The organism is Gordonia gummivorans (assembly GCF_022513585.1).
Taxonomy (GTDB): Bacteria; Actinomycetota; Actinomycetes; order Mycobacteriales; family Mycobacteriaceae; genus Gordonia.
The window spans coordinates 82260-102619 of record NZ_JAKWBF010000020.1; the positions used below are offsets into that span (position 1 = coordinate 82260).

Genomic DNA, 20360 nt, shown 5'->3' on the forward strand with positions numbered 1-20360 from the left:
CTCGCGTTCGAGAACACGCGCCAACCACGCCACCACAACACCTCCTCACCGTCGCCGACATCCCAGTCAGACGCAGATCGGCCGACGACGCGAGGGTTTGGCTCAGGGTGATCGATTCCCCGCACGGCGGAGTTGTCGGGTGCATGCCCGACGTTGTCCGGTACATGCCCGCACCCACTCACGAGCCGACGCAACCGCTGGTGGCGATCGCACTGACCCCGACCGGTCGCCATCCCGGGGCCTGGCGCGAGCCCGACGTGACGCCCGCGACGTTACTCGGGGCCCGACACTGGCGTTCGGTGATCGCCGCCGCCGAAGACGCACGTGCCGATTTCGTCACGTTCGACGACGGTTTCTCGGTGCACCGACTCGATACGGACGAGACCGACATTACGCGCACCGATGTCGTTGCGGGACAGCTCGACACGCAGCTTCTCGCCGCGCGGCTGGCGCCGATCACCACTGGTGTCGGCCTGCTGCCCACCGTGGTGACCACGCACACCGAGCCCTTCCACGCGTCGAAATCGATTGCCACACTGGACTACATCAGCCGAGGACGTGCCGGAGTGGTGGTGACCATCGACCCACGCCAGGAGCACGCGGCGCTGTTCGGCCGACGCGCCCTCGATTCGGTGTCGCATGCCGATCTGCTCGCGGAGGCAGCCGACTACGCCGAGGTTCTCCGTCGACTCTGGGACAGCTGGGAGGACGACGCGGAGATCCGTCACACCGCAACGGGCCGCTTCATCGACCGAAACAAGCTGCACTACATCGACTTCGAGGGAAGCCAGTTCTCGGTGCGCGGACCGTCGATCACCCCGCGACCGCCGCAGGGACAGCCGATCATCGCCGCCGACCTCGACAACCGATCCACATCCTTCGTGGGCACGACCGCTGACATCGGCTTCGCCGTCGGCAGCGACGACACGGCGATCGCCGACACCATCACCGCCGCACGGACAGCCGAGGCCCGGGCGGAGCGTGCCGGCAGTCCGCTCGCGATCCTCGTCGACCTGCTCGTCGTCGTCGACGACACCGCTGCGCAAGCCCGCGCCCGGCGCGCACGCTTCGACGAGTCAGCCGGCAGTGTCTACACGGGTGGCATCCCGGTGGTGGCGGGCACCGCGTCCGACGTCGCCGATCGGATCGCCGAACTGCTGGATCTGGGAGCCGACGGAGTTCGCCTGCACCCCGCAGCGATTCCGCACGACCTCCAGCGGATCGCCGCCGATTTGGCACCCGAACTCCGCCGTCGGCACCGCCTGCGGGAGTCCTACATCGACGGCGAGTCGCTGCGTTCCCGACTCGGACTCGGTCGACCGGAAAGCCGTTATGCCATTTCGGAATTGGTGGAGGCTGCCCGATGACCAAACAGGTCCACCTCGCCGCACACTTCCCCGGCGTCAACAACACGACGGTGTGGAGCGATCCCGCGTCGGGCAGTCACATCGAGTTCGATTCCTTTGTTCACTTCGCGCAGACCGCCGAGCGCGGCCTGTTCGACTTCCTGTTCCTCGCCGAAGGTCTGCGCCTGCGGGAACAGAACGGTCGGATCTACGACCTCGACGTCGTCGGCAGACCCGACACCTTCACCGTCCTCGCCGCCCTTGCCGCGGTCACCGAACACCTCGGTCTGGCCGGCACAATCAACTCGACGTTCAACGAACCCTTCGAAGTGGCACGGCAATTCGCGACACTCGACCATCTCTCCGACGGTCGAGCCGCCTGGAACGTGGTGACCTCCTGGGACGAGTTCACCGGGCAGAACTTTCGACGCGGCGGTTACCTGCCGCAAGACCAGCGCTACGTGCGCGCCAAGGCATTCCTCGAAGTGGCCACTGCACTATGGGATTCGTGGGAGCGCGACGACATCGTCGGCGACCAGGCGTCGGGCCAGTTCGTGGCCCGACCCGACGCGGGAGCATTCGCCCACCGCGACACCCAGTTCGACATCGCCGGCCGGTTCCCCGTCCCGCGCAGCCCACAGGGGCGGCCGGTGATCTTCCAGGCCGGCGACTCCGACGAGGGCCGCGAATTCGCCGCACAACGCGCCGACGCCATCTTCTCCCGACACTCCACCCTCGACGCGGGCACCCGCTTCTACGCCGACGTCAAGCGGCGCCTCGGCCGGTACGGCCGCGCACCGTCGGATCTGCTGATCCTGCCGGCGGCGACCTTCGTTCTCGGCGACACGGACGCCGAGGCCGCCGAGCTCGCACACGAGGTGCGCCTCGCGCAGGTGAGCGGGCAGACCGCGATCAAGTTCCTCGAGCAGCTGTGGAACCGCGACCTCTCCGACCACGATCCGGACGGCCCGCTACCCACCGTCGACCCGCTACCGGGCGAGAACACCGTCGCCAAAGGTCGTGCGAGCGTGCGGATTCACCGCGACCCGCGCGACGTCGCCAATGAGTGGCGCGATCTCGCCGCCGCCAAGAACCTCACCACCCGCGAGGTGATCATCGAGGTGACGGGCCGCCAGGCGTTTGTCGGGTCGCCGACCACCGTCGCACACGCGATCAACGACTTCGTACAGGCGGATGCGAGCGACGGATTCATTCTCGTCCCGCACATCACGCCCGGCGGACTCGACAGATTTGTCGCCGACGTCGTCCCCGTGCTGCAGGAACTCGGCGTCTATCGGCGCGAGTACCCCGGTTCGACGCTGCGGGATAATCTCGAACTCCCCTTGCTCGCCTGACGCGGCACGCCCATCGGCGGCAAAGCATCCCGTCGGCGTTCCATGCTCGATAGGGTTCTAGAGTCCGCCCTACCGCATGGGAGAGATCGACATGGTCGCATTGCTGCGCGACAACCTCGGCCACGCCGCCGCGTTCAGCCTCGCGGGCATCGTCGCGCTGATCATCGGGTTCCTCGCGCTCGATCTCGTCACCCCCGGACGCCTGCGCAATCTGGTGTGGCTCGACCACAACCGCAACGCCGTGATCCTGACGACGTCGATGGTGATCTCGGTGTCGGTGGTGATGATCTGTGCGGTGGTCGACACCGCCGACCTCATCCTGTGGCGGGCCGTGCTCTACACCGCTGCCTACGCGGTCCTCGCGATCGCCGTGATGATGTGGTCGTTCGTCCTCATCGACTGGCTCACCCCCGGCAAACTCGGCACGCTGCTGCTCGAGGGCGGAACCCACCGCGGCGACGACCATCCGGCCGGCTGGATCACCGCGGCCGTGTTCGTCGGGATCGGCGCGGTCATCGGGGCGACCCTGCTCGTCTGACGTCACCCGCTTATTGACGGTTAGACAGTAGGCCCATAGGGTGACCACAAATCGCACCCAATGGAGGGGAACAGCATGCCTGCAGAACTCATCGAGGAATCCGTCGACATCGACGCCACGCCGGAGAAGGTGTGGGCGGTGATCTCCGACCTCAAGCGGATGGGCGAGTGGAGCCCGCAGTGCGTGAAGATGATCATCCGCGGCGGCGACGTCGACCTCGACACCAAGACGATCAACATCAACCGGCGCGGCGCGCTCGTCTGGCCGACCACCTCGAAGGTCGTGCGCTTCGAGCCGAACAAGACCATCGGCTGGCGTATCACCGAGAACAACACCGTGTGGAGCTACTCCATCACACCGTCGGAGAATGGCGTCAAGCTCACCGAACGGCGCGAAGCACCGGGCGGCAAGACCAGCAAGATCTCGTTCACGCTCGTCGAGCGCTTCATGGGCGGCAACGACAACTTCGACGTCGAACTCAAGGCCGGCATGGCCGAGACGCTCGGGAAGATCAAGAAGGCCGCAGAGGCCTGACCCGAACAGTACTGCCTTGGGCCTCCTGACCTGCGGTAACGCCTTCGACGCCCTCCGCTCCCGGAGGTGCCCGAGGCGCTAGCCGACTGCCTCGAAGGGCTGGTGAGACCACAATGTCAGTTCGCCTGGCCTTCGAGGCTCGCTCCGCTCGCACCTCAGGCAGCGTGGGGTGGCTCTTCCCGCGTCCATGACATCGGCAACGCCGACGGAGGGACGCTGACTCGAGAGTTACGGGACCACCGCGCTGACCTGGGGAGATGCAGTCTGCCGCGGAGGCGCTCCGGACACTCTGTGTCCTGTCGGAGAGTCTGTGTGCTGCAGCACCCAGTTGACCCGATTCGACACAGGGTGTGGGCGGGCCGGGGTGCGGTGGCTATCCGCTGATCTTGTCCAGCAACGCCGGGAGATCGGCGAGCGAGTCGATGATGTGGTCAGGCACCGGACCGAATTCGTCGCGCTGCAATGCCCGGAGCGCTTCCTCGCGAAACTTGCCGGTCTTCACGAGCACCCCGATCAGCGCCGACGCCTGGGCGCCGAGGACGTCGTTGTGCATGTCGTCGCCGACCATCACCACCTGGGTCGGTTCGAGCGCCATCAGTTCCACAGCGGCCCGAAAGCCGAGGGGCGACGGTTTGCCGATCGCCTTGATCTTGCGGCCGACCGCTTTCTCGAGGCCTTCGAGGTACACGCCGGTGTCGATCTTGAGGCCGTCGGCGGTCGACCACGTCATCGACCGGTGCATGGCGATCGCCGGCACGCCGTCCATCATCATCTCCAGCACCTTCGACAACGCGTCGTGGCTGAAGACCGGACCGGCGCCGCCGAGCACGATCACCTCCGCGGCGGACGGGTCGTCGGTGAGTTCGACGTCGGACATGTCCTCGGCGATCGGACCTTGGTTGAGCACCCACACGCGTTTGCCGGGAAAGGTCGACGACACGTATTCGGCGGTCAGCTTGGCCGCCGTGAGGATCTCCTTCGCGTCGACCTCGAACCCGCACTCACCGAGCGCCTCGGCGATCTCCCCGCGCGACCGGGACGTGGTGTTGGTCAAGAACATTCGCGGGATGCCGCGGTCGGCGAGTTCGGCCACCGCGTCGACAGCGCCGGGCAGCGCCTTCCACGAGGTGACCATCACCCCGTCGATGTCGAGCAATATGCCCAAAGCCATGGCACCGAATGTAGTGCGACGCCCGGGGAGTTGCAGCGCGGCGGACGGAGCTCACCCCAGCCGGAGGACCTCGACGTCGTCGTCGGGAGCCAGCTCGGTCACCTCGGGAGGAATGTCGATCAGCGCGTCGGCCGCTGCGAGATAGCGGAGATGATGCGACGCCGGCGGACCGATCGGATCGACGATCGGCGCAGCGCCGTCGTCCGAGCGGATCACCCCGCGCAGGAACTGCCGCTTGCCCGGCGTCGAGCGCACCGCCGAGCCGAGCCGAGCATGCACGCGCGGTCGGTGTGGTGACATCTCCGCGGCCGCCCGCAGCGGAGGCCGGATGAACACCTCGAACGACACGAGCGCGCTGACCGGGTTGCCGGGCAGCGTGACGATCGGCACCCGACGTCCACCTGGCGCGGCGATGTGACCACAGCCCTGGGGCATGCCGGGCTGCATCGCGACCTTCACGAACTCGACGTCCGGGTTGCGTGACAGCGCATCCTTGACCACCTCGAACGCGCCCGCACTGACGCCACCGGAGGTGATGATCGCGTCGGCGTCGTCGGCGACGGTGTCGAGCCGGGCGAGGAAATCGTCGACGTCGTCCGGGACGAAATGCAGATGACGCGCGATGGCCCCCGCCTCGGTCACCGCGGCCGTGAGCATCGCGCCGTTGGATTCGTAGATCTGTCCGTGCTCGAGTTCGGTTCCGGGAGCGACGAGTTCGGACCCGGTGGACAGCACCACGACCCGGAGTCGCCGAGCCACCGTCACCTCGGCGATCCCGAGCGCAGAAAGCAGCCCCACCTGCGACGCTCCGATCACGGTGCCGCTCGGCAGTGCTCGTTCGCCGTGCAGGATGTCGGAGCCCGCAGCTCGAATGTGCTTGCCGACCTCGACAGCAGCGGTGATCGACACCGTGCTGGTCGAGCCGTCGGTGAGCTCGACCGGTACCACCGCATCCGCCCCCTCGGGCAGCGGCGCACCGGTCATGATCCGATGTGCGGTGCCGGGCGCGAGGACCAGCGAGTCGGTGCGGCCGGCAGGGATGTCGTGGGCCACCGGCAGTGCGACAGGATGCTCGGGGGTGGCCGACGCGATCTCTGCAGCACGGACGGCGTAACCGTCCATCGCGGAGTTGTCGAAACCGGGAAGCGAGATGGGCGCATGAACGTCGCCCATCGTGACCAGACCCAAGGCATCGGGCGTGGGCAGGCGGACCGCTTCCGGAGCCGGAAACAGTGCCGCGACGACAGCTTGGTGCTCGACGACCGAACGCATGATGCTCAGCATGCCACCCCGCCCCGCGGACACCCACGGGATCTAAGCTGTAGCCGTGCCCGTTGGCACATTCATCGACGCAACAGGAGGCAGTGGTGGCCAGACGTCCGCGACCGGACGGATCGACCAACAGCCCGGCGGGTGAGATCAACCCGTTCGCCCACCTGCTCGACCTGGCACGCGAGACGATCCCGCCGATTCATCGCGCCGGACTGCCCTTCGTTCTCGGACCCGCTGCGGTGGCGCTGCTCGGGCGGCGACATCCCTGGATCGCTCGGCCCGCCGCCCTGACCGCGGGGGCGTGCGCCGCGTTCTTCCGGCATCCGAGTCGGGTGCCGCCGACCGGGAACGGCATCGTCGTGGCACCCGCCGACGGAACGATAGCGCTGGTCGACGAAGCGGTGCCGCCCGCCGAGGCCGACCTGGGGACCGAACCGCTGCCCCGGGTCTCGACCTTCCTCTCGATCTTCGACGTCCATGTCCAGCGCGCCCCGATCGCGGGCACCGTCACGTCGGTCACCCACACTCCCGGCGCCTTCCTGTCCGCGGACCTCCCGGAGGCGAGTTCGGACAACGAACGAACCACGATGACCCTGCGCTGCGCCGACGCGACCGGCGGTGAAACGGAGATCGCGGTCGTGCAGATCGCCGGGCTCATCGCGCGTCGGATCGTCTGCGAGCCGGGGGTCGGGGATCAGCTCGCGATCGGTGCGACCTACGGCCTGATCCGGTTCGGCTCCCGGGTCGACGTCTACTTCCCGCGCGGCACTCGACCCCTGGTGTCGGTGGGCCAGCGCGCGGTCGGCGGCGAAACCCCACTCGCCGTCCTGGCGGGATGACGCGGACGCGATGGCGACTACACGATGACGATTTCACGATGACGGGCCCCAAGCCGGATCGCACCAAACGGTCGTCCCGCACGCCGACCAGCCGTTCCGCCGGTCGCGCGGCGCGCTCGACCACCAAGGTCACCGGCGGGCCGACCCCGGCCGAACGCAACCGGCTACGACGACAGGCCGCGGCCGGCCGCATGTTCGTGCCGTCGGCCCTGACGATCCTGGCGATCTGCGCAGGCCTGACCGCGATGCGCGCAGCGACCACCGGCGACATCAACGCGGCCATGGGTCTCGTCGTCGCGGCTGCACTGCTCGACGGACTCGACGGTCGGGTCGCGCGGATGATGGGCGCGACCACCCGCATCGGCGCCGAGATCGACTCGCTGGCCGACGCGATCAACTTCGGCGTCGTACCGGCCATGATCGTGTATTTCCACCTCATGGACGGGCAAGATCTCGGTTGGGCGCTGGCCCTGATCTATTGCTGCGCGATCGTGCTGCGGCTGGCCCGGTTCAACACCCTGCTCGACGACGACGAAGCGCCCGCCTACACACGCGACTTCTTCGTCGGCGTTCCGGCGCCCGCCGCGGCCATCTGTGCGCTGCTCCCCATCGGTCTGGCGCAACAGTTCGGCGACGGGTGGTGGACCTCGCTGCCCGCGGTCGGCGGGTGGCTGGTGCTGGTCGCGTTCCTCGCGGTCAGTCGCATCCCGACCGCATCGCTCAAGGCCGCGTCGGTTCCTCCGCGTGCGCTGGCAGCTGTGCTCATCCTGGTCGCCATCGGCGCTGCTCTCCTGCTGACCTTCCCGTACGTGCTGATGATGATCGCGATCGCCGGGTACGCCGCACACATCCCGTTCGCCTGGCGGTCCCGACGCTGGGTGGCGTCGCGGCCCGAGTTCTGGGAGGACCGTCCGGCCGAGCGACGCGCACAGCGTCGAGCCATCCGCGCGACCGGCGGTCGTCGGCGTCGGCCGGCGATACGGAAGTCGCAGGCACGGCTCGGGCTGAACCGGCCGACGGCACCGGCACCCGCCCAGTCGCCGACCGATGCGGGTGAGACGCCGTGAGCGCACCGACCGGTCTCACGCTCACCGCGCGCCTGAACACCTCGGCAGCAGATTCCCGCCGCGGTCTCGTGCGCGTACACCCCGAAGTGCTCACCGCGCTGGCGCTGCGCGAATGGGACGCGGTGTCGATCATCGGTGCCCGCGTCACCGCAGCAGTGATCGCCGCGACCGAGTCGAGCACCCCGACCGGCGTCGCGCTCCTCGACGACATCACGTTCTCCAACGCCGGGGTCAAAGAAGACGCTCCCGTGGTGCTCTCACGAGTGATCGTGCACGGCGCAAGTCGCGTGGTGGTCACCGGTTCGGCGCTGGCGACGCGGTCGGTCGACGAGGCGACGCTGCGCCGGGCGCTACTGGGCAAGGTGCTGTCGGTCGGCGACGCGGTGTCGTTGCTGCCGCGCGATCTCGGCCCGGAACTCGCCGCCACCGAGGCGACCCGATCGCTGGCTCGCTCGGTCGGCATCACGTGGACCAACGAGTTGCTGACGGTGTCGGGCACCGACCCCGCGTCGCCCGTCAGCGTGCAGCCCAACACCGCGGTGCTGTGGTCCACCGGTTCGGAAGTGCCGGATACACAAGGCTTTTCGCCGAGCATCCCGGGTCTGGGCATAGTTCCAGCGGGTTCGACACAGCGCGCGGCGACCGCGCCTGCCGACCGCGTGCCGGTGCGTCCGGTGTCCGAACTCGTCGGCGTCGACATCCAGATCGGCAAACTCACCGAATGGCTGCAGATCACCCTCGACGAGCCCGAGGTCCTGCGCACACTCGGCGCGGCACCCCGACTCGGCGTGCTGATCTCCGGGCCGGCCGGCGCAGGTAAGGCGACAATGGTGCGTTCCGTATGCGCCGACCGCCCGCTCGTCAGCGTCGACGGTCCGACGACCGGCGCCATGGAGTCCAACGCCCGACTCCGTGTGGTGACCGACGCCCTCGCACAGGTCCGCGGCGGCGGTGGCGTACTGCTCATCACCGACGTCGACGCCCTGCTGCCCGCCGAACCCGACCCGGTGGCGACGCTGATCCTCGACGCGTTGCGGTCGGGCATCGCCGACGGGGCGGTCGCGCTGATCGCGACGACCGCCGAACCCGCTCGCCTCGACGTCCGACTCCGCGACCCCGACCTCTGCGACCGCGAACTCATCGTCGGCCTGCCCGACGCGGCGACCCGCGCCCGTCTGCTGTCCGCGATACTCAAAGGCGTTCCCACCGACGGCGATCTGGATCTGGCCGCAGTCGCCGCCCGCGCCCCCGGCTTCGTCGCCGGTGATCTCGCGGCGCTCACCCGCGAGGCCGCGTTGCGTGCGGCGGCCCGCGCAAGCAACGACAAGTCGTCGCCCGCCCTGCGCACCGACGACCTCCTCGGCGCTCTGTCCGTGATCCGGCCGGTGTCGCGCGGCGATTCGCCGGAGGTCGCGCTGGGGTCCATCACGCTCGACGACGTCGGCGACATGGTCGAGACCAAACAGGCCCTCACCGAGGCCGTGCTGTGGCCGTTGCAGCATCCCGACACCTTTGCCCGGCTCGGTGTCGAACCTCCGCGCGGCGTGCTGCTGTTCGGCCCACCCGGGTGCGGCAAGACCTTCGTCGTGCGGGCCCTCGCCGCGTCGGGCCGGCTGTCGGTGCACACGGTCAAGGGCGCCGAACTCATGGACAAGTGGGTCGGTGCTTCGGAGAACGCCGTTCGTGATCTGTTCGCGCGCGCACGGGAATCTGCGCCGTCGCTGATCTTCCTCGACGAGGTCGACGCCCTGGCTCCGCGTCGCGGTCAGTCCACCGACTCCGGGGTCGCCGACCGGGTGGTTGCGTCGCTGCTCACCGAGCTCGACGGTGTCGAACCCCTGCAGGACGTGGTGGTCCTCGGCGCCACCAACCGTCCCGACCTCATCGACCCGGCGCTGCTGCGGCCGGGTCGTCTCGAACGACTGGTGTTCGTCCCGCCGCCGGATGCCGCGGCGCGCGCCGACATCCTGCGCGCCACCGGTAAGAACGTCCCGCTCGACGGCATCGACATCGACGACCTCGCCGCCGACCTCGACGGCTACTCCGCAGCCGACTGTTCGGCATTGCTCCGCGAGGCAGCGCTGTCGGCGATGCGCCGCGACATCGACACCGCGACCGTCACCGCCGACGACGTCACCGAGGCCCGTAGCCGGGTGCGGCCGTCGCTGGACGCCGCCCAGGTGGAGAACCTCCGCGCCTACGCCGAGCGTCGCGTGGAGTAGGCGGCGCTCCAGCGCCGAGCGGGTCGCGTCAGCCCCAGGTCCCCGACTCCAGCAATTCCTTGGCCTCGAGTCGGCGGAGTTTGCCCGACGTGGTTCGGGGCAAGGTTCCGGGGTCGACGAACACCACGTCGGTCGGCAGCACCCCGCACTCTGCGGCCACGGCGGTACCGACGTCGGCCCGTGCCGCGTCGGCATCCCGGCCGCGGAACTCGGCGATCACCACAAGCCCTGGGCGCGAAGATGATTCCGCGCGGGCCACGGCGACGACACCACCACTGCGCACGCCCTTCACCGTCGCAGCTGCCCGTTCGACCTCCACCGGATACAGATTGCGGCCGGCCACGATGATGATCTCCTTGGACCGCCCACAGATCACCAGTCGCCCGTCGATCAGATAGCCGAGATCGCCGGTCGCGAACCACTCGCCCGGTCGCAGCGGTGGCTGACCGAGGTACCCCGACATCATCGATGTCCCGCGGATCTCGACGGAACCGACGTCGCGTCCGGCGATCGCCTGGACCGCCACATCCGCCGTCACCACCCGAATCTCCATGCCGGGCAAGGGCTCACCGAGGATCGCGTAGCGTCGTCGAATTGCCTCACCACCGCCCGGCGGTGTGACGAGGACGTCGTCGTAGTTGGCTCCCTCACCCGCCGACGGCATGGTGACCGCGCACGCCGATTCAGCCATCCCGAACGCGGGAGTGGCGGCAGCAGGGTCGAACCCGACCTTGGCCGCCTCCGCGAGGAACTTGTCGAAGGCGTCCGGATCGATGGGTTCGCCGCCGCTGATCGCCACCCGCAGATGCGACAGGTCGGCATCGCGCAGAAGACGCCCGTAGCGGCCGAGCAGGTCGTAAGCGAAGTTGGGTGCTCCGGTGACCGTTGCGCGGGTCTCGGTGAGCCATTTCGGCCAACTGAACGGCGATGCCGCGAACGCCGTGTTGGGGACGACGAAGATGTGTCCGCCGACCCCCATCGAGCCGAGCAGGAACATCAGGCCCATGTCGTGGTAGAGCGGCAACCAGCTGAACCCGACGTCATGCTCGGCACTCAGTCCCAGCCGTTCACCCATCTCGACGGCATTGGTGAGGGCCGCGGCCCGCGAGATGACCGCGGTCTTGGGCTCGCCGGTCGAACCAGCGGTGCCCTGCAGGATCGCGGGATCCTCAGGGGAGGCGGGGACCGGTTCGAAATCGGCGGCATCCGCGTCGACGCCGTAGGTTCGTGCATCGGTCACCCGCAGCGTCCCGTCGATCTCCGAGAGTTGGGCGAGTTCGGTGCCGCCACCGAGGACGGTGGTCACCCCCACGCCGACGAACCTCTCGTAGGTGGTTTCCGCCCAACGGTCGCGGTCCGCTCCACGCACCGGACCGGGCAGGATCGACACCGCGACCCCCGCGAGGAAGGCGCCCTGAATTGCTGCGATGAGATCAATCGTCGGGTCGCCGATGAGGCCGAGGGCACCGGGTCGCGCCGGGCCGGTCGCTGCCGACGACGCATCGTCGAGCAGTTGCTTTGCGATCTGCGCCGAGCGGGAATGTACCTGCCGCCAGGTTCGCACTTCCCATTGCTTGCACTCGCCGTCCAGCACCGACACCTCCGCGACCGATCGCATCGCGTCGCGGAAGTGCCGTGCCAGCTTGTCGGTATCGGTGAGGCTGTCAGTATCGGCGAAGTTGGGGCTTGTCTGAGTCACGCTCGGTCCTCCGGTGGGTGGTCGAAGGTCGAGCCCTCAACTGCTTTGGCAAGCCTCACTTTACCCGTGGGAAATACGCACTGCGAACTGATTAGTTGGCTGCCGTCGGCGCCTGCGGCTGGTTCTGGCCTCCGGATTGTTGCCCGTTGGGCATCTGACCCGGCCCCATCTGACCATTCGGCATCTGACCCGGCCCCATCTGACCGTTCATGCCACCCGGCCCCATCTGGCCATTCATGCCACCCCGGCCGCCCGGTCCGTTCATCTGGTTCGAGTTGCTCGAACTGTTGTCGCCGACGATGTAACCCGCCCCGAATCCGAGCAGGCCGGCGAGCACGGCGATGCCCACCCCGCCCGCGACGATCGCGTTCTTGACCTTCGACGGCAGATTCACACCGCCGCGATCGACGGGTTCGGTGGGCTGTGGTGTAACCGGCGCCGGTTCGGTCAGCGTTGCCGTCGCAGCGGTGCCGGTGTCGTGCGTAGGTGTGGTGTCGGACATCGGTGTCGATCTCACTTTCTCAGTGGCCCGACGATCGCCGGGCTCGGTGAATGTGAGACCACGGTGCCCGCGGGCGCTATGTCCGGACTGCCGGGCGCCTGCCAATCGGCTGTGAGCACAGAGTCCGGGCGTCAGAAGCCGGCGGCCGGGGTCAGGCAGCGGTGACCTGGTAGATCACCGACGACGCCCCTGCAGCGGCCTGCGGCGAGGTCCCGACCGTCACCACGTACTTGGTGCCGTCCTTGTCCGCGGACAGGATCACCACCATCTGGCCGCCGACGGAGTTGCGCGACGATTCGACGTACCCGTCGTCGGTGAGCTTCTTCACGGCCACGTCGAGTTGATTGCCACCGTTGGCCGGGCCCTGGATCGTCACCGTCCAGCCCTGCTCCTGGGTGCCCGACGCACTGAGCACGGTCCCGTCGAGGAGGGGCACCTGGTCTTTGGGGAAGTCACCCGGCAGGGCGACCCCGTCGGGCGCCGACTCCTCGGCGGTTCCGCAAGCACCGAGAACACCGATCGCGGTGGCCATCGCGGCGATCGCGAGAGCGGTACGAACGAGCCACCCGAACCTGAACATGGGAGCAACGGTAAGCTAGGTCGCGCGGGCAGACGTCCGTGACACCCCGCCGATCGAGAAGACGGAGTGCCCTTTTGATTTCTGTGTTGGCCGCGCTGGCAGTGTGTGCTGTCGTCGCACCCGCAGTGATCCACGCGATGGGCACAAAGGGTTTCTACGTTCTCGCCCTCGCCCCCGCCGGAGCACTCGCCTGGGTCGTCGCCGAATGGCCGGACGCCGACCCCGCACAAGCGCGCACCGAAACGCTCGAGTGGGTTCCGTCGCTGCAGATGGACATCACCACCCGGTTCGACACACTCGCCGCCATCATGTCGGTGCTCATCCTCGGCGTCGGCGCGCTGGTGCTCTGCTACTGCGCCCACTACTTCGACGACGCTCGTCCGCGGGTCGCCATCTTCGGTGGCGAGATGATCGCGTTCGCCGCCGCGATGTTCGGTCTGGTCGTCTCCGACAACATGCTCGTGCTCTACGTGTTCTGGGAGCTCACGACCGTCCTGTCGTTCATGCTGGTCGGCTTCTACGCGGTACGTGCGACGTCACGCCGCGCAGCGACGCAGGCCCTGCTGGTGACCACCGCGGGCGGCCTGGCGATGCTGGTCGGGATCATCATGCTCGGCGAACGCAGCGGCACGTACCTGCTCTCCGAGATCATCGCGAACCCACCCGCGTCGGGGTCCTACGTCGACGTCGCGGTGGTGCTGCTGCTGATCGGCGCCCTGACCAAATCCGCGATCGTCCCGTTCCACTTCTGGTTGCCCGGCGCGATGGCGGCGCCCACCCCCGTCAGCGCGTATCTGCACGCGGCCGCGATGGTGAAGGCCGGCATCTACCTCATCGCCCGACTGGCCCCGGCGTTCGCGACGACGATGAGCTGGCACGTGGCGGTCGTCGTGCTCGGGTGCGTGACGATGGTGATGGGCGGTTGGCGTTCGCTACGTGAACTCGACCTGAAGCTGATCCTCGCGTTCGGCACGGTGTCGCAGCTCGGTTTCATGGCCGTCCTGGTCGGCATCGGCGACGCGAACGTCGCGATGGCCGGTCTGACGATGCTGGTCGCGCACGCCATGTTCAAGGCGTCGCTGTTCATGGTGGTCGGCATCATCGACCACTCCACCGGTACGCGCGACATCCGCAAACTCGCTCGACTCGGCCATCGGCTGCCGGCGTTGGCCTTGATCGCGGCGATCGCGGGCGCAAGCATGGCCGGACTCCCGTTCACCTTCGGTTTCGTCGGCAAGGAGACGGCCTTCGGTTCGGTGTGGACCACCGGATCGTTCACGTCGTGGCAGGCCGAGACCATCGACATCGTCCTGCTGGTCGGCTCGATCATCACCTTCGCCTACACGTGCCGATTCCTGTGGGGTGCCTTCGGCCGCAAGGTCCGTGCGACGCCGAGTCCGGCGGTCGCCAAGATGCATCCGCCCGCCACCCTGTTCTTCCTGTCTCCAGTTGTGCTTGCCATCGGCGGTATCGTCGCCGCGCTGGTCAGCCCGCAGATCGGCAACCTCTTCGAACCGTACGCCGAGACCCTGCCCACCTACGGTCACGAGCTCGAGCACCTCGCGATGTGGCACGGTTTCGGGCTGCCGGTGGTGTTCTCGATCGTCGTCGTCGTCGCGGGTGCCGGAGTCTTCCTGGTGGCCCGGCAGCTGCGCGGACGCCTGTTCCGCTACCGCCAGCCGGTCAACGCCGACCGCATCTACGACGCCACGCTGCGCGGCGCCGACACCCTGTCGCTGATGCTGACCCGCAACACCCAGCGCGGATCGCTGCCGGTGACCCAGGGTGTGATCCTCGCGACGTCGATCCTGCTGCCGGTCGTGGTGCTGTTCCTGGGCGCCCGCAACAGTCTGGACATCGACGGCCTCGGGTCGCCGCCACAGGTGGTGATCGGCGGGATCATGATCGCGTCGGCGCTGGCAGCGACCGTCTTGCGCAACCGTCTTGCCGGCACGCTGATCGTCGGCGTCACCGGCTACGGCTGCGGCATGCTCTTCGCGCTCTACGGCGCACCCGACCTCGCACTCACCCAGTTCCTCGTCGAGACCCTCACGCTGGTCATCTTCGTGCTGGTGCTGCGCAAGCTGCCCGCCGAACCCGAACCGCGGCATGCCACCGGCTTCAAGCCATTGCGCGCGCTGATCGGCGTGGCCTACGGCGCGATGCTCGTGGCCGTCGGCCTGTTCGCCGCGGCAGCACGTTCCACGCAGCCACTGCACGTCGACATCCCGGAAGCCGCCTACAAGTTCGGCCACGGCGCGAACGCGGTGAACGTCCTGCTCGTCGACATCCGCGCGTGGGACACGCTCGGCGAGGTGTCGGTGCTCATCGTCGCCGCGACCGGCGTGGCGTCGATGGTGTTCCGCAACCGCCGGTTCGGTGCCGCACCCCGCGTCGCCGACGCCGCCCGACTCAACGGCAACACCCTCAACGGACACACCGACACCGCCGAGGACGACGATCCGATCCCGCCCGACCGCACCACCTGGTTGCTCGGCAGCGGCCTGCGCGATCCGCGACACCGGTCGATGGTGCTCGAGGCCACCACCCGCCTGATCTTCCCGACCATGGTGGTGCTGTCGGTCTACTTCTTCTATGCCGGCCACAACGCGCCGGGCGGTGGTTTCGCCGGCGGCCTCACCATGGGGTTGGCGCTGGTGCTGCGCTACCTCGCCGGCGGACGCTACGAACTCGGCGAGGCGCTGCCCGTGGAGCCGGGCCGCATCCTGGGTGCCGGTCTCGCGATCTCGGCGACCACCGCGGTCGTCTCGCTGTTCCTGGGTGCGCCCGCGCTCTCGTCGGCGGTCTTCACCATCACGCTCCCCGTACTCGGCGACATCAAGCTGGTCACCGCCCTGTTCTTCGACCTGGGCATCTACCTCATCGTCGTCGGTCTGGTGCTCGACGTGCTGCGCAGCCTGGGCGCACGCCTGGATGTCGAGACCGCCGTCGAGGCGAATCAACCGCTATCGGATCAGCGGGTGAGCCGATGAGCGTCAACCTGTTCCTGCTGATCGTCGTCGGCTCGATGGCGGCCTGTGGTGCGTACCTGCTGATGGAACGCAGCGTGGTCCGGATGCTGCTCGGGCTGCTGCTCTGCGGCAACGCCATCAACCTGCTGATCATCACGATCTCGGGTGGCATGGGCAATCCGCCCATCATGGGACGGTCGTCGGACAACCGGCCCGCCGACGCCGACCCCCTCGCCCAGGCGATGGTGCTGACCGCCATCGTGATCACCATGGGTGTGGCCGCTTTCGTGCTCGCCATGGTGTACCGACTGTTCGTCCTCAACCGCGACGACGACGACCTCGATGACGACACCGAGGACGTCAAGATCCAGTCGACCACGCTCGACACCGCACCCGACCGCGACCGCACCGACGACCCGGTCACCCACGCCGACACGAAGGCCGGCGACTTCTTCGACGACGACGGCAACCCACTCACCGCAGAAGAAGCGGCCGCACGGCACCGGGAACTGCTGGAGACCGACATCATGCCGGAGGACGCCGACGTCATCGACGAGATCGGTGACGACGACTCCGACGATGCCAACCCGGTGACCACGGGAGGTGATGGTCGATGACACCGCAGGAGTCCTGGTTCCCGGTCCTGATCGTCCTCCCGACACTGGTCCCGATGATCGCGGCGGCACTGACGCTGCTGCAGAGCCGTAGCCCGCGCTTCCAGCGTGCGGTGACGACCGGCGCGATCGGCACCGCGTTCGTCGCGTCGTGCCTGCTGCTCTACCTCACCAACCGCTACGGCACGTGGTCGCTCACCATCGGCGGGTGGGGAGATAAGGGTTATCCCAACGGACCGCTGGGCATCACCCTGGTGGTCGATCAGCTCGCCGCGCTGATGCTGGTGGTGTCGACGAGCGTGCTGCTGTGCGTCGTCGTGTACGCGATCGGGCAGGGTATCCGGGACGGGACCGAGCAACAGCCGGTGTCGATCTTCCTGCCCACCTACCTGATCCTGACCGCGGGTGTGTGCAACGCCTTCCTCGCCGGCGACCTGTTCAACCTCTACGTCTCCTTCGAGGTGCTGCTGGCCGCTAGCTTCGTACTGCTCACCCTGGGTGCCAGCGCCGAACGCGTGCGGGCCGGGGCGTCGTACGTGATGGTCTCGATGGTGTCGTCGCTGATCTTCCTGGCAGGCATAGCCTTCGCGTACGCGACCACCGGCACGCTGAATCTCGCGGAGATGGCCCTACGGCTCGACGACGTTCCCAGCGGCACCCGCAACGCGCTCTACGCGGTCCTGCTGGTCGCCTTCGGCATCAAGGCGGCGGTGTTCCCGCTCTCGACGTGGCTGCCCGACTCCTACCCGACCGCGCCGGCCCCGGTGACCGCGGTGTTCGCCGGTTTGCTGACCAAGGTCGGTGTGTACGCGATCATCCGCGCGCATTCGCTGCTGTTCCCTGGCGGGTCAATGGACAACATGCTCCTCGTAGCCGGGCTGCTGACCATGCTGGTGGGCATCTTCGGTGCCATCGCCCAGTCCGACATCAAACGTCTGTTGTCGTTCACCCTGGTCAGTCACATCGGCTACATGATCTTCGGTATCGCATTGTCGTCGGAGATCGGGATGTCGGCGGCCATCTTCTACGTGGCACACCACATCCTCGTGCAGACGACGCTGTTCCTGGTGGTCGGGCTGATCGAGCGGCAGGCCGGGTCGGCGTCGCTGCGACGGCTCGGTGGCCTGATCGCCAGCCCGGTGCTGGCGGCCCTGTTCCTCATCCCGGCGCTGAATCTGGGTGGTATTCCGCCGTTCTCCGGGTTCATCGGCAAGGTCGCGTTGCTCGAGGCGGGCGTGCAGGACGGTTCGGTGCTGGCCTGGGCGCTCGTCGCCGGGTCGGTGGTCACCAGCCTGCTCACCCTGTATGTGGTGGCCCGCGTCTGGACCAAGGGCTTCTGGCGACCGCGCGCCGACGCCCCCGAGGGTGACATGGCCGATCGCGGGCCGTCTGCGCTGATCGACGAGAGCTCCGACATCGCCTTCGACGACCGTCCCGACGTCGGCCGCATGCCGATCACCATGGTGGTCCCCACCGCACTCATGGTCGCCGCCGGATTGGTCCTCACCCTGTGGGCCGGTCCCATCCTGGGCTTCACCGATCGCGCGGCCACCGACATCGTCGATCGCAATGTGTACGTCGAAGCCGTGCTGGGAGAAGGTGCCGCGAGATGAGTTCAGAATCGCGGCCACGCGCGCCGGTGGTCTCCACGAAGGGACCGGTGCGCTCTTTCATCATCAACGCGTGGCGCGTCTCGCTGCTGTTCATCTTCTGGCACTTCGTCGGAGCCCTCGTCTGGGTTCGCGGTCACGTGCGCGTACCGCGCTGGTTCGGCACCGACAGCCGCGAGGTCGCGGTGCGGCTCTGGACCATCGCATGGCTGACGTTTGTGTGGGTCCTGTTGTGGGGCACCATTTCCTGGGCCAACATCCTGGCCGGACTCCTTCTCGCGGTACTGATCCTCACCGTTCTGCCGTTGCCGCGGGTACCGGTGGAGGGCCGCATCCACCCGCTTTCGCTGCTGCGCCTGCTGATCAGCCTGTTCTTCGACTTCTTCGTGTCCAGCGCGCAGGTCGCCTGGACGGCCATCCGACCGGGACCACCGCCGCTCGGTGCGGTCATGCGGGTGCGGGTGGCGATCAAGTCCGACATGGTGCTCACGCTGGCCGTCGACTATCTCAACCTCGTGCCCGGCACCATGGTGGTTGAGATCGATCACCGGCGCCGAATGCTCTACATCCACGTCTTCGACGTGCGCACCGAGAAGCAGGTGCGCGCCTTCTACGACCAGATCGCTTATGTCGAGCGCATGTTCGTCAAGGCGTTCGAGCGCGACAGCGAGTGGCATCCGAGCCCGTATCACGGCATCGACGACGATTTCCACGGCGTTCGGTTCGCCGACCGGGAACGGGTCATGGATGTGAAGCGAGGTGAATCGTGACGGTTGTCTGGTTGTTGTGCGCGGGCATGCTGCTGATCTCGGCGGTACTGACGACGATCCGCGTCCTCCGCGGTCCCACCACCCTCGACCGGCTGGTGGCGCTCGACGTCATCATCGCCCTGTGCATGTGCGGCCTCGGCCTGTGGGCTGCCTACAGCCTTGATTCGACGGTGGTCCCGGCGATCGTCGCGCTCTCGCTGCTGAGCTTCACCGGTTCGGTGGCCATCGCCCGTTTCCGAGTCCGGGACGACCAGACATGATCATCGACATCGTCAGCGGCGTACTGATGTTCCTCGGAAGCGCGCTGGCGCTCACCGCCGCCATCGGCATCCTCCGCTTCCCCGACACACTCAGCCGCATGCACGCCGCCACCAAGCCGCAAACCTTGGGCCTGCTCCTTTTGCTCCTCGGTGCGATGCTCCGTCTCGGCCACAACGTCGACGTCGGAATGCTCATCCTCGCAAGCCTTTTCGCCCTGATGACCGCGCCGGTGGTCGCACATCGCATCGGCCGCCTCGTATACCAGGAACAACGCGCACGGGACGGCCTGATGGACCGTGCGGACATGGAAGCGGGAGATCGGGACTGAGCCCAGCTTCCGCCGCCGCCTTCCGCTGATCGAGCCGACTCCGAGCCCCCCGTCACGCTGATCGAGCCGACACCGAACCCCACGCTGGTCGAGCCCACCGCTGGCCTCGTCACGCTGATCGAGCCGGTACCGAGCCCCCTGGGGCGAGGCACCGTGTCGAGATCCGCCGGATCGAGCCGGTACCGAGCCCCCTGGGGCGAGGCACCGTGTCGAGATCCGCCGGATCGAGCCGGTACCGAGCCCCCTGGGGCGAGGCACCGTGTCGAGATCACTGTTGATAACCAGAACCGCCGACAACACTTCTTGTCGTACCCCTCTGCGATAGTGGACACATGTTCGAACCGGGGCGGGACACCAGCGAGGCCACACTGGCCGACGCGGGTGAAACCGACCTGGCCACAGCAGCTTCGGCGTTCACCCGCATCGAGTTCGAAGCGATGGCCCGCAGAATCCTGGCCGCCTACCATCTGGGCCGCAAAGTGTTCGACCGCGTCCAGGCCGCCGACTCCGACCGCTACCGCAAACGCATGCCCGACAAAGCCGCCCTCCGCGAAGTGGCGTTGCACTTCGCCGTCCCACCGGCCACCGCCGGACGGTGGATGACCCTGGGCGGGCTGCTCCAAGACCTCCCACAAGTACGGGCAGCGTTCCTGGCCGGCGACCTCTCCGAATCCCGCGCC

The 20360-nt window shown here is 67.9% G+C and carries 18 protein-coding genes and 1 pseudogene; 14 read left to right on the forward strand and 5 right to left on the reverse strand.

The window, feature by feature from the left end; genetic code table 11:
- The first annotated feature begins 143 nt into the window (after positions 1–143).
- The 4 genes from MKW15_RS15585 to MKW15_RS15600 all read left to right on the forward strand — a co-directional run bounded on the left by MKW15_RS15585 (position 144) and on the right by MKW15_RS15600 (position 3773).
- Complete coding sequence (locus tag MKW15_RS15585; RefSeq protein ID WP_240859863.1) at positions 144–1367, forward strand: LLM class flavin-dependent oxidoreductase; 1224 nt, start codon at positions 144–146, stop codon at positions 1365–1367.
- Complete coding sequence (locus tag MKW15_RS15590) at positions 1364–2701, forward strand: NtaA/DmoA family FMN-dependent monooxygenase (protein ID WP_240859868.1); 1338 nt, start codon at positions 1364–1366, stop codon at positions 2699–2701. The genes MKW15_RS15585 and MKW15_RS15590 overlap by 4 nt, the downstream gene beginning before the upstream one ends.
- Before the next feature lie 91 nt (positions 2702–2792).
- A complete protein-coding gene (locus tag MKW15_RS15595) occupies positions 2793–3239 on the forward strand; it encodes a DUF350 domain-containing protein (protein WP_240859905.1) in 447 nt (148 codons plus the stop codon).
- A 75-nt stretch (positions 3240–3314) separates the two neighbouring features.
- Positions 3315–3773 carry an SRPBCC family protein gene (locus MKW15_RS15600; protein ID WP_240859869.1) on the forward strand — a complete coding sequence of 153 codons (459 nt, stop codon included), beginning with the start codon at positions 3315–3317 and terminating at the stop codon, positions 3771–3773.
- Between the two features lie 373 nt (positions 3774–4146).
- Here the strand turns inward: MKW15_RS15600 and MKW15_RS15605 are convergent, their stop codons facing one another.
- Together MKW15_RS15605 and moeA are read right to left on the reverse strand one after the other, a co-directional pair.
- A complete protein-coding gene (locus MKW15_RS15605; RefSeq protein WP_240859871.1) occupies positions 4147–4944 on the reverse strand; it encodes an HAD-IIA family hydrolase in 798 nt (265 codons plus the stop codon).
- Between the two features lie 51 nt (positions 4945–4995).
- Positions 4996–6216 (reverse strand): molybdopterin molybdotransferase MoeA, encoded by a 1221-nt coding sequence (gene moeA / locus MKW15_RS15610; protein WP_240859872.1) that lies wholly within the window; start codon positions 6214–6216, stop codon positions 4996–4998.
- A gap of 95 nt (positions 6217–6311) precedes the next feature.
- Between moeA and MKW15_RS15615 the strand changes: the two genes are divergently transcribed.
- Genes MKW15_RS15615 through MKW15_RS15625 form a run of 3 tightly spaced genes read left to right on the forward strand, consistent with a single transcriptional unit; the run spans position 6312 to position 10344 of the window.
- Complete coding sequence (locus MKW15_RS15615; RefSeq protein WP_240859874.1) at positions 6312–7055, forward strand: phosphatidylserine decarboxylase; 744 nt, start codon at positions 6312–6314, stop codon at positions 7053–7055.
- A gap of 38 nt (positions 7056–7093) precedes the next feature.
- Positions 7094–8122 carry a CDP-alcohol phosphatidyltransferase family protein gene (locus MKW15_RS15620; RefSeq protein WP_240859876.1) on the forward strand — a complete coding sequence of 343 codons (1029 nt, stop codon included), beginning with the start codon at positions 7094–7096 and terminating at the stop codon, positions 8120–8122.
- A complete protein-coding gene (locus MKW15_RS15625; RefSeq protein ID WP_240859882.1) occupies positions 8119–10344 on the forward strand; it encodes an AAA family ATPase in 2226 nt (741 codons plus the stop codon). The genes MKW15_RS15620 and MKW15_RS15625 overlap by 4 nt, the downstream gene beginning before the upstream one ends.
- Before the next feature lie 28 nt (positions 10345–10372).
- Here MKW15_RS15625 and mbtM read toward each other — a convergent pair whose 3' ends face one another.
- The 3 genes from mbtM to MKW15_RS15640 all read right to left on the reverse strand — a co-directional run bounded on the left by mbtM (position 10373) and on the right by MKW15_RS15640 (position 13125).
- On the reverse strand, positions 10373–11986 hold the full coding sequence (gene mbtM / locus MKW15_RS15630) for a long-chain-fatty acid--ACP ligase MbtM (protein WP_276615059.1): 1614 nt from the start codon (positions 11984–11986) through the stop codon (positions 10373–10375).
- A gap of 148 nt (positions 11987–12134) precedes the next feature.
- Complete coding sequence (locus MKW15_RS15635; protein ID WP_240859883.1) at positions 12135–12545, reverse strand: hypothetical protein; 411 nt, start codon at positions 12543–12545, stop codon at positions 12135–12137.
- A 151-nt stretch (positions 12546–12696) separates the two neighbouring features.
- Positions 12697–13125, reverse strand: a complete 429-nt coding sequence (locus MKW15_RS15640; protein WP_240859885.1) for a hypothetical protein — start codon at positions 13123–13125, stop codon at positions 12697–12699.
- 74 nt (positions 13126–13199) lie between these two features.
- Here MKW15_RS15640 and MKW15_RS15645 point away from each other — a divergent pair, with 74 nt between their 5' ends.
- The 7 genes and pseudogenes from MKW15_RS15645 to MKW15_RS15675 form a co-directional block, all read left to right on the forward strand.
- Positions 13200–16118, forward strand: coding sequence for a Na+/H+ antiporter subunit A (locus tag MKW15_RS15645; RefSeq protein WP_240859887.1), 2919 nt, complete (start codon positions 13200–13202; stop codon positions 16116–16118).
- Positions 16115–16714 (forward strand): Na(+)/H(+) antiporter subunit C, encoded by a 600-nt coding sequence (locus MKW15_RS15650; protein WP_240859890.1) that lies wholly within the window; start codon positions 16115–16117, stop codon positions 16712–16714. The genes MKW15_RS15645 and MKW15_RS15650 overlap by 4 nt, the downstream gene beginning before the upstream one ends.
- Positions 16711–18324 carry a Na+/H+ antiporter subunit D gene (locus MKW15_RS15655; protein ID WP_240859892.1) on the forward strand — a complete coding sequence of 538 codons (1614 nt, stop codon included), beginning with the start codon at positions 16711–16713 and terminating at the stop codon, positions 18322–18324. The genes MKW15_RS15650 and MKW15_RS15655 overlap by 4 nt, the downstream gene beginning before the upstream one ends.
- Complete coding sequence (locus tag MKW15_RS15660) at positions 18321–19091, forward strand: Na+/H+ antiporter subunit E (RefSeq protein ID WP_240859894.1); 771 nt, start codon at positions 18321–18323, stop codon at positions 19089–19091. Before MKW15_RS15655 ends, MKW15_RS15660 begins: the two co-directional genes overlap by 4 nt.
- On the forward strand, positions 19088–19351 hold the full coding sequence (locus MKW15_RS15665) for a monovalent cation/H+ antiporter complex subunit F (protein WP_240859895.1): 264 nt from the start codon (positions 19088–19090) through the stop codon (positions 19349–19351). The genes MKW15_RS15660 and MKW15_RS15665 overlap by 4 nt, the downstream gene beginning before the upstream one ends.
- Positions 19348–19680 (forward strand): monovalent cation/H(+) antiporter subunit G, encoded by a 333-nt coding sequence (gene mnhG / locus MKW15_RS15670; RefSeq protein ID WP_240859897.1) that lies wholly within the window; start codon positions 19348–19350, stop codon positions 19678–19680. Before MKW15_RS15665 ends, mnhG begins: the two co-directional genes overlap by 4 nt.
- Positions 19681–20012: 332 nt before the next feature.
- Positions 20013–20360, forward strand: a pseudogene (locus MKW15_RS15675) (HNH endonuclease); the annotation flags it as partial.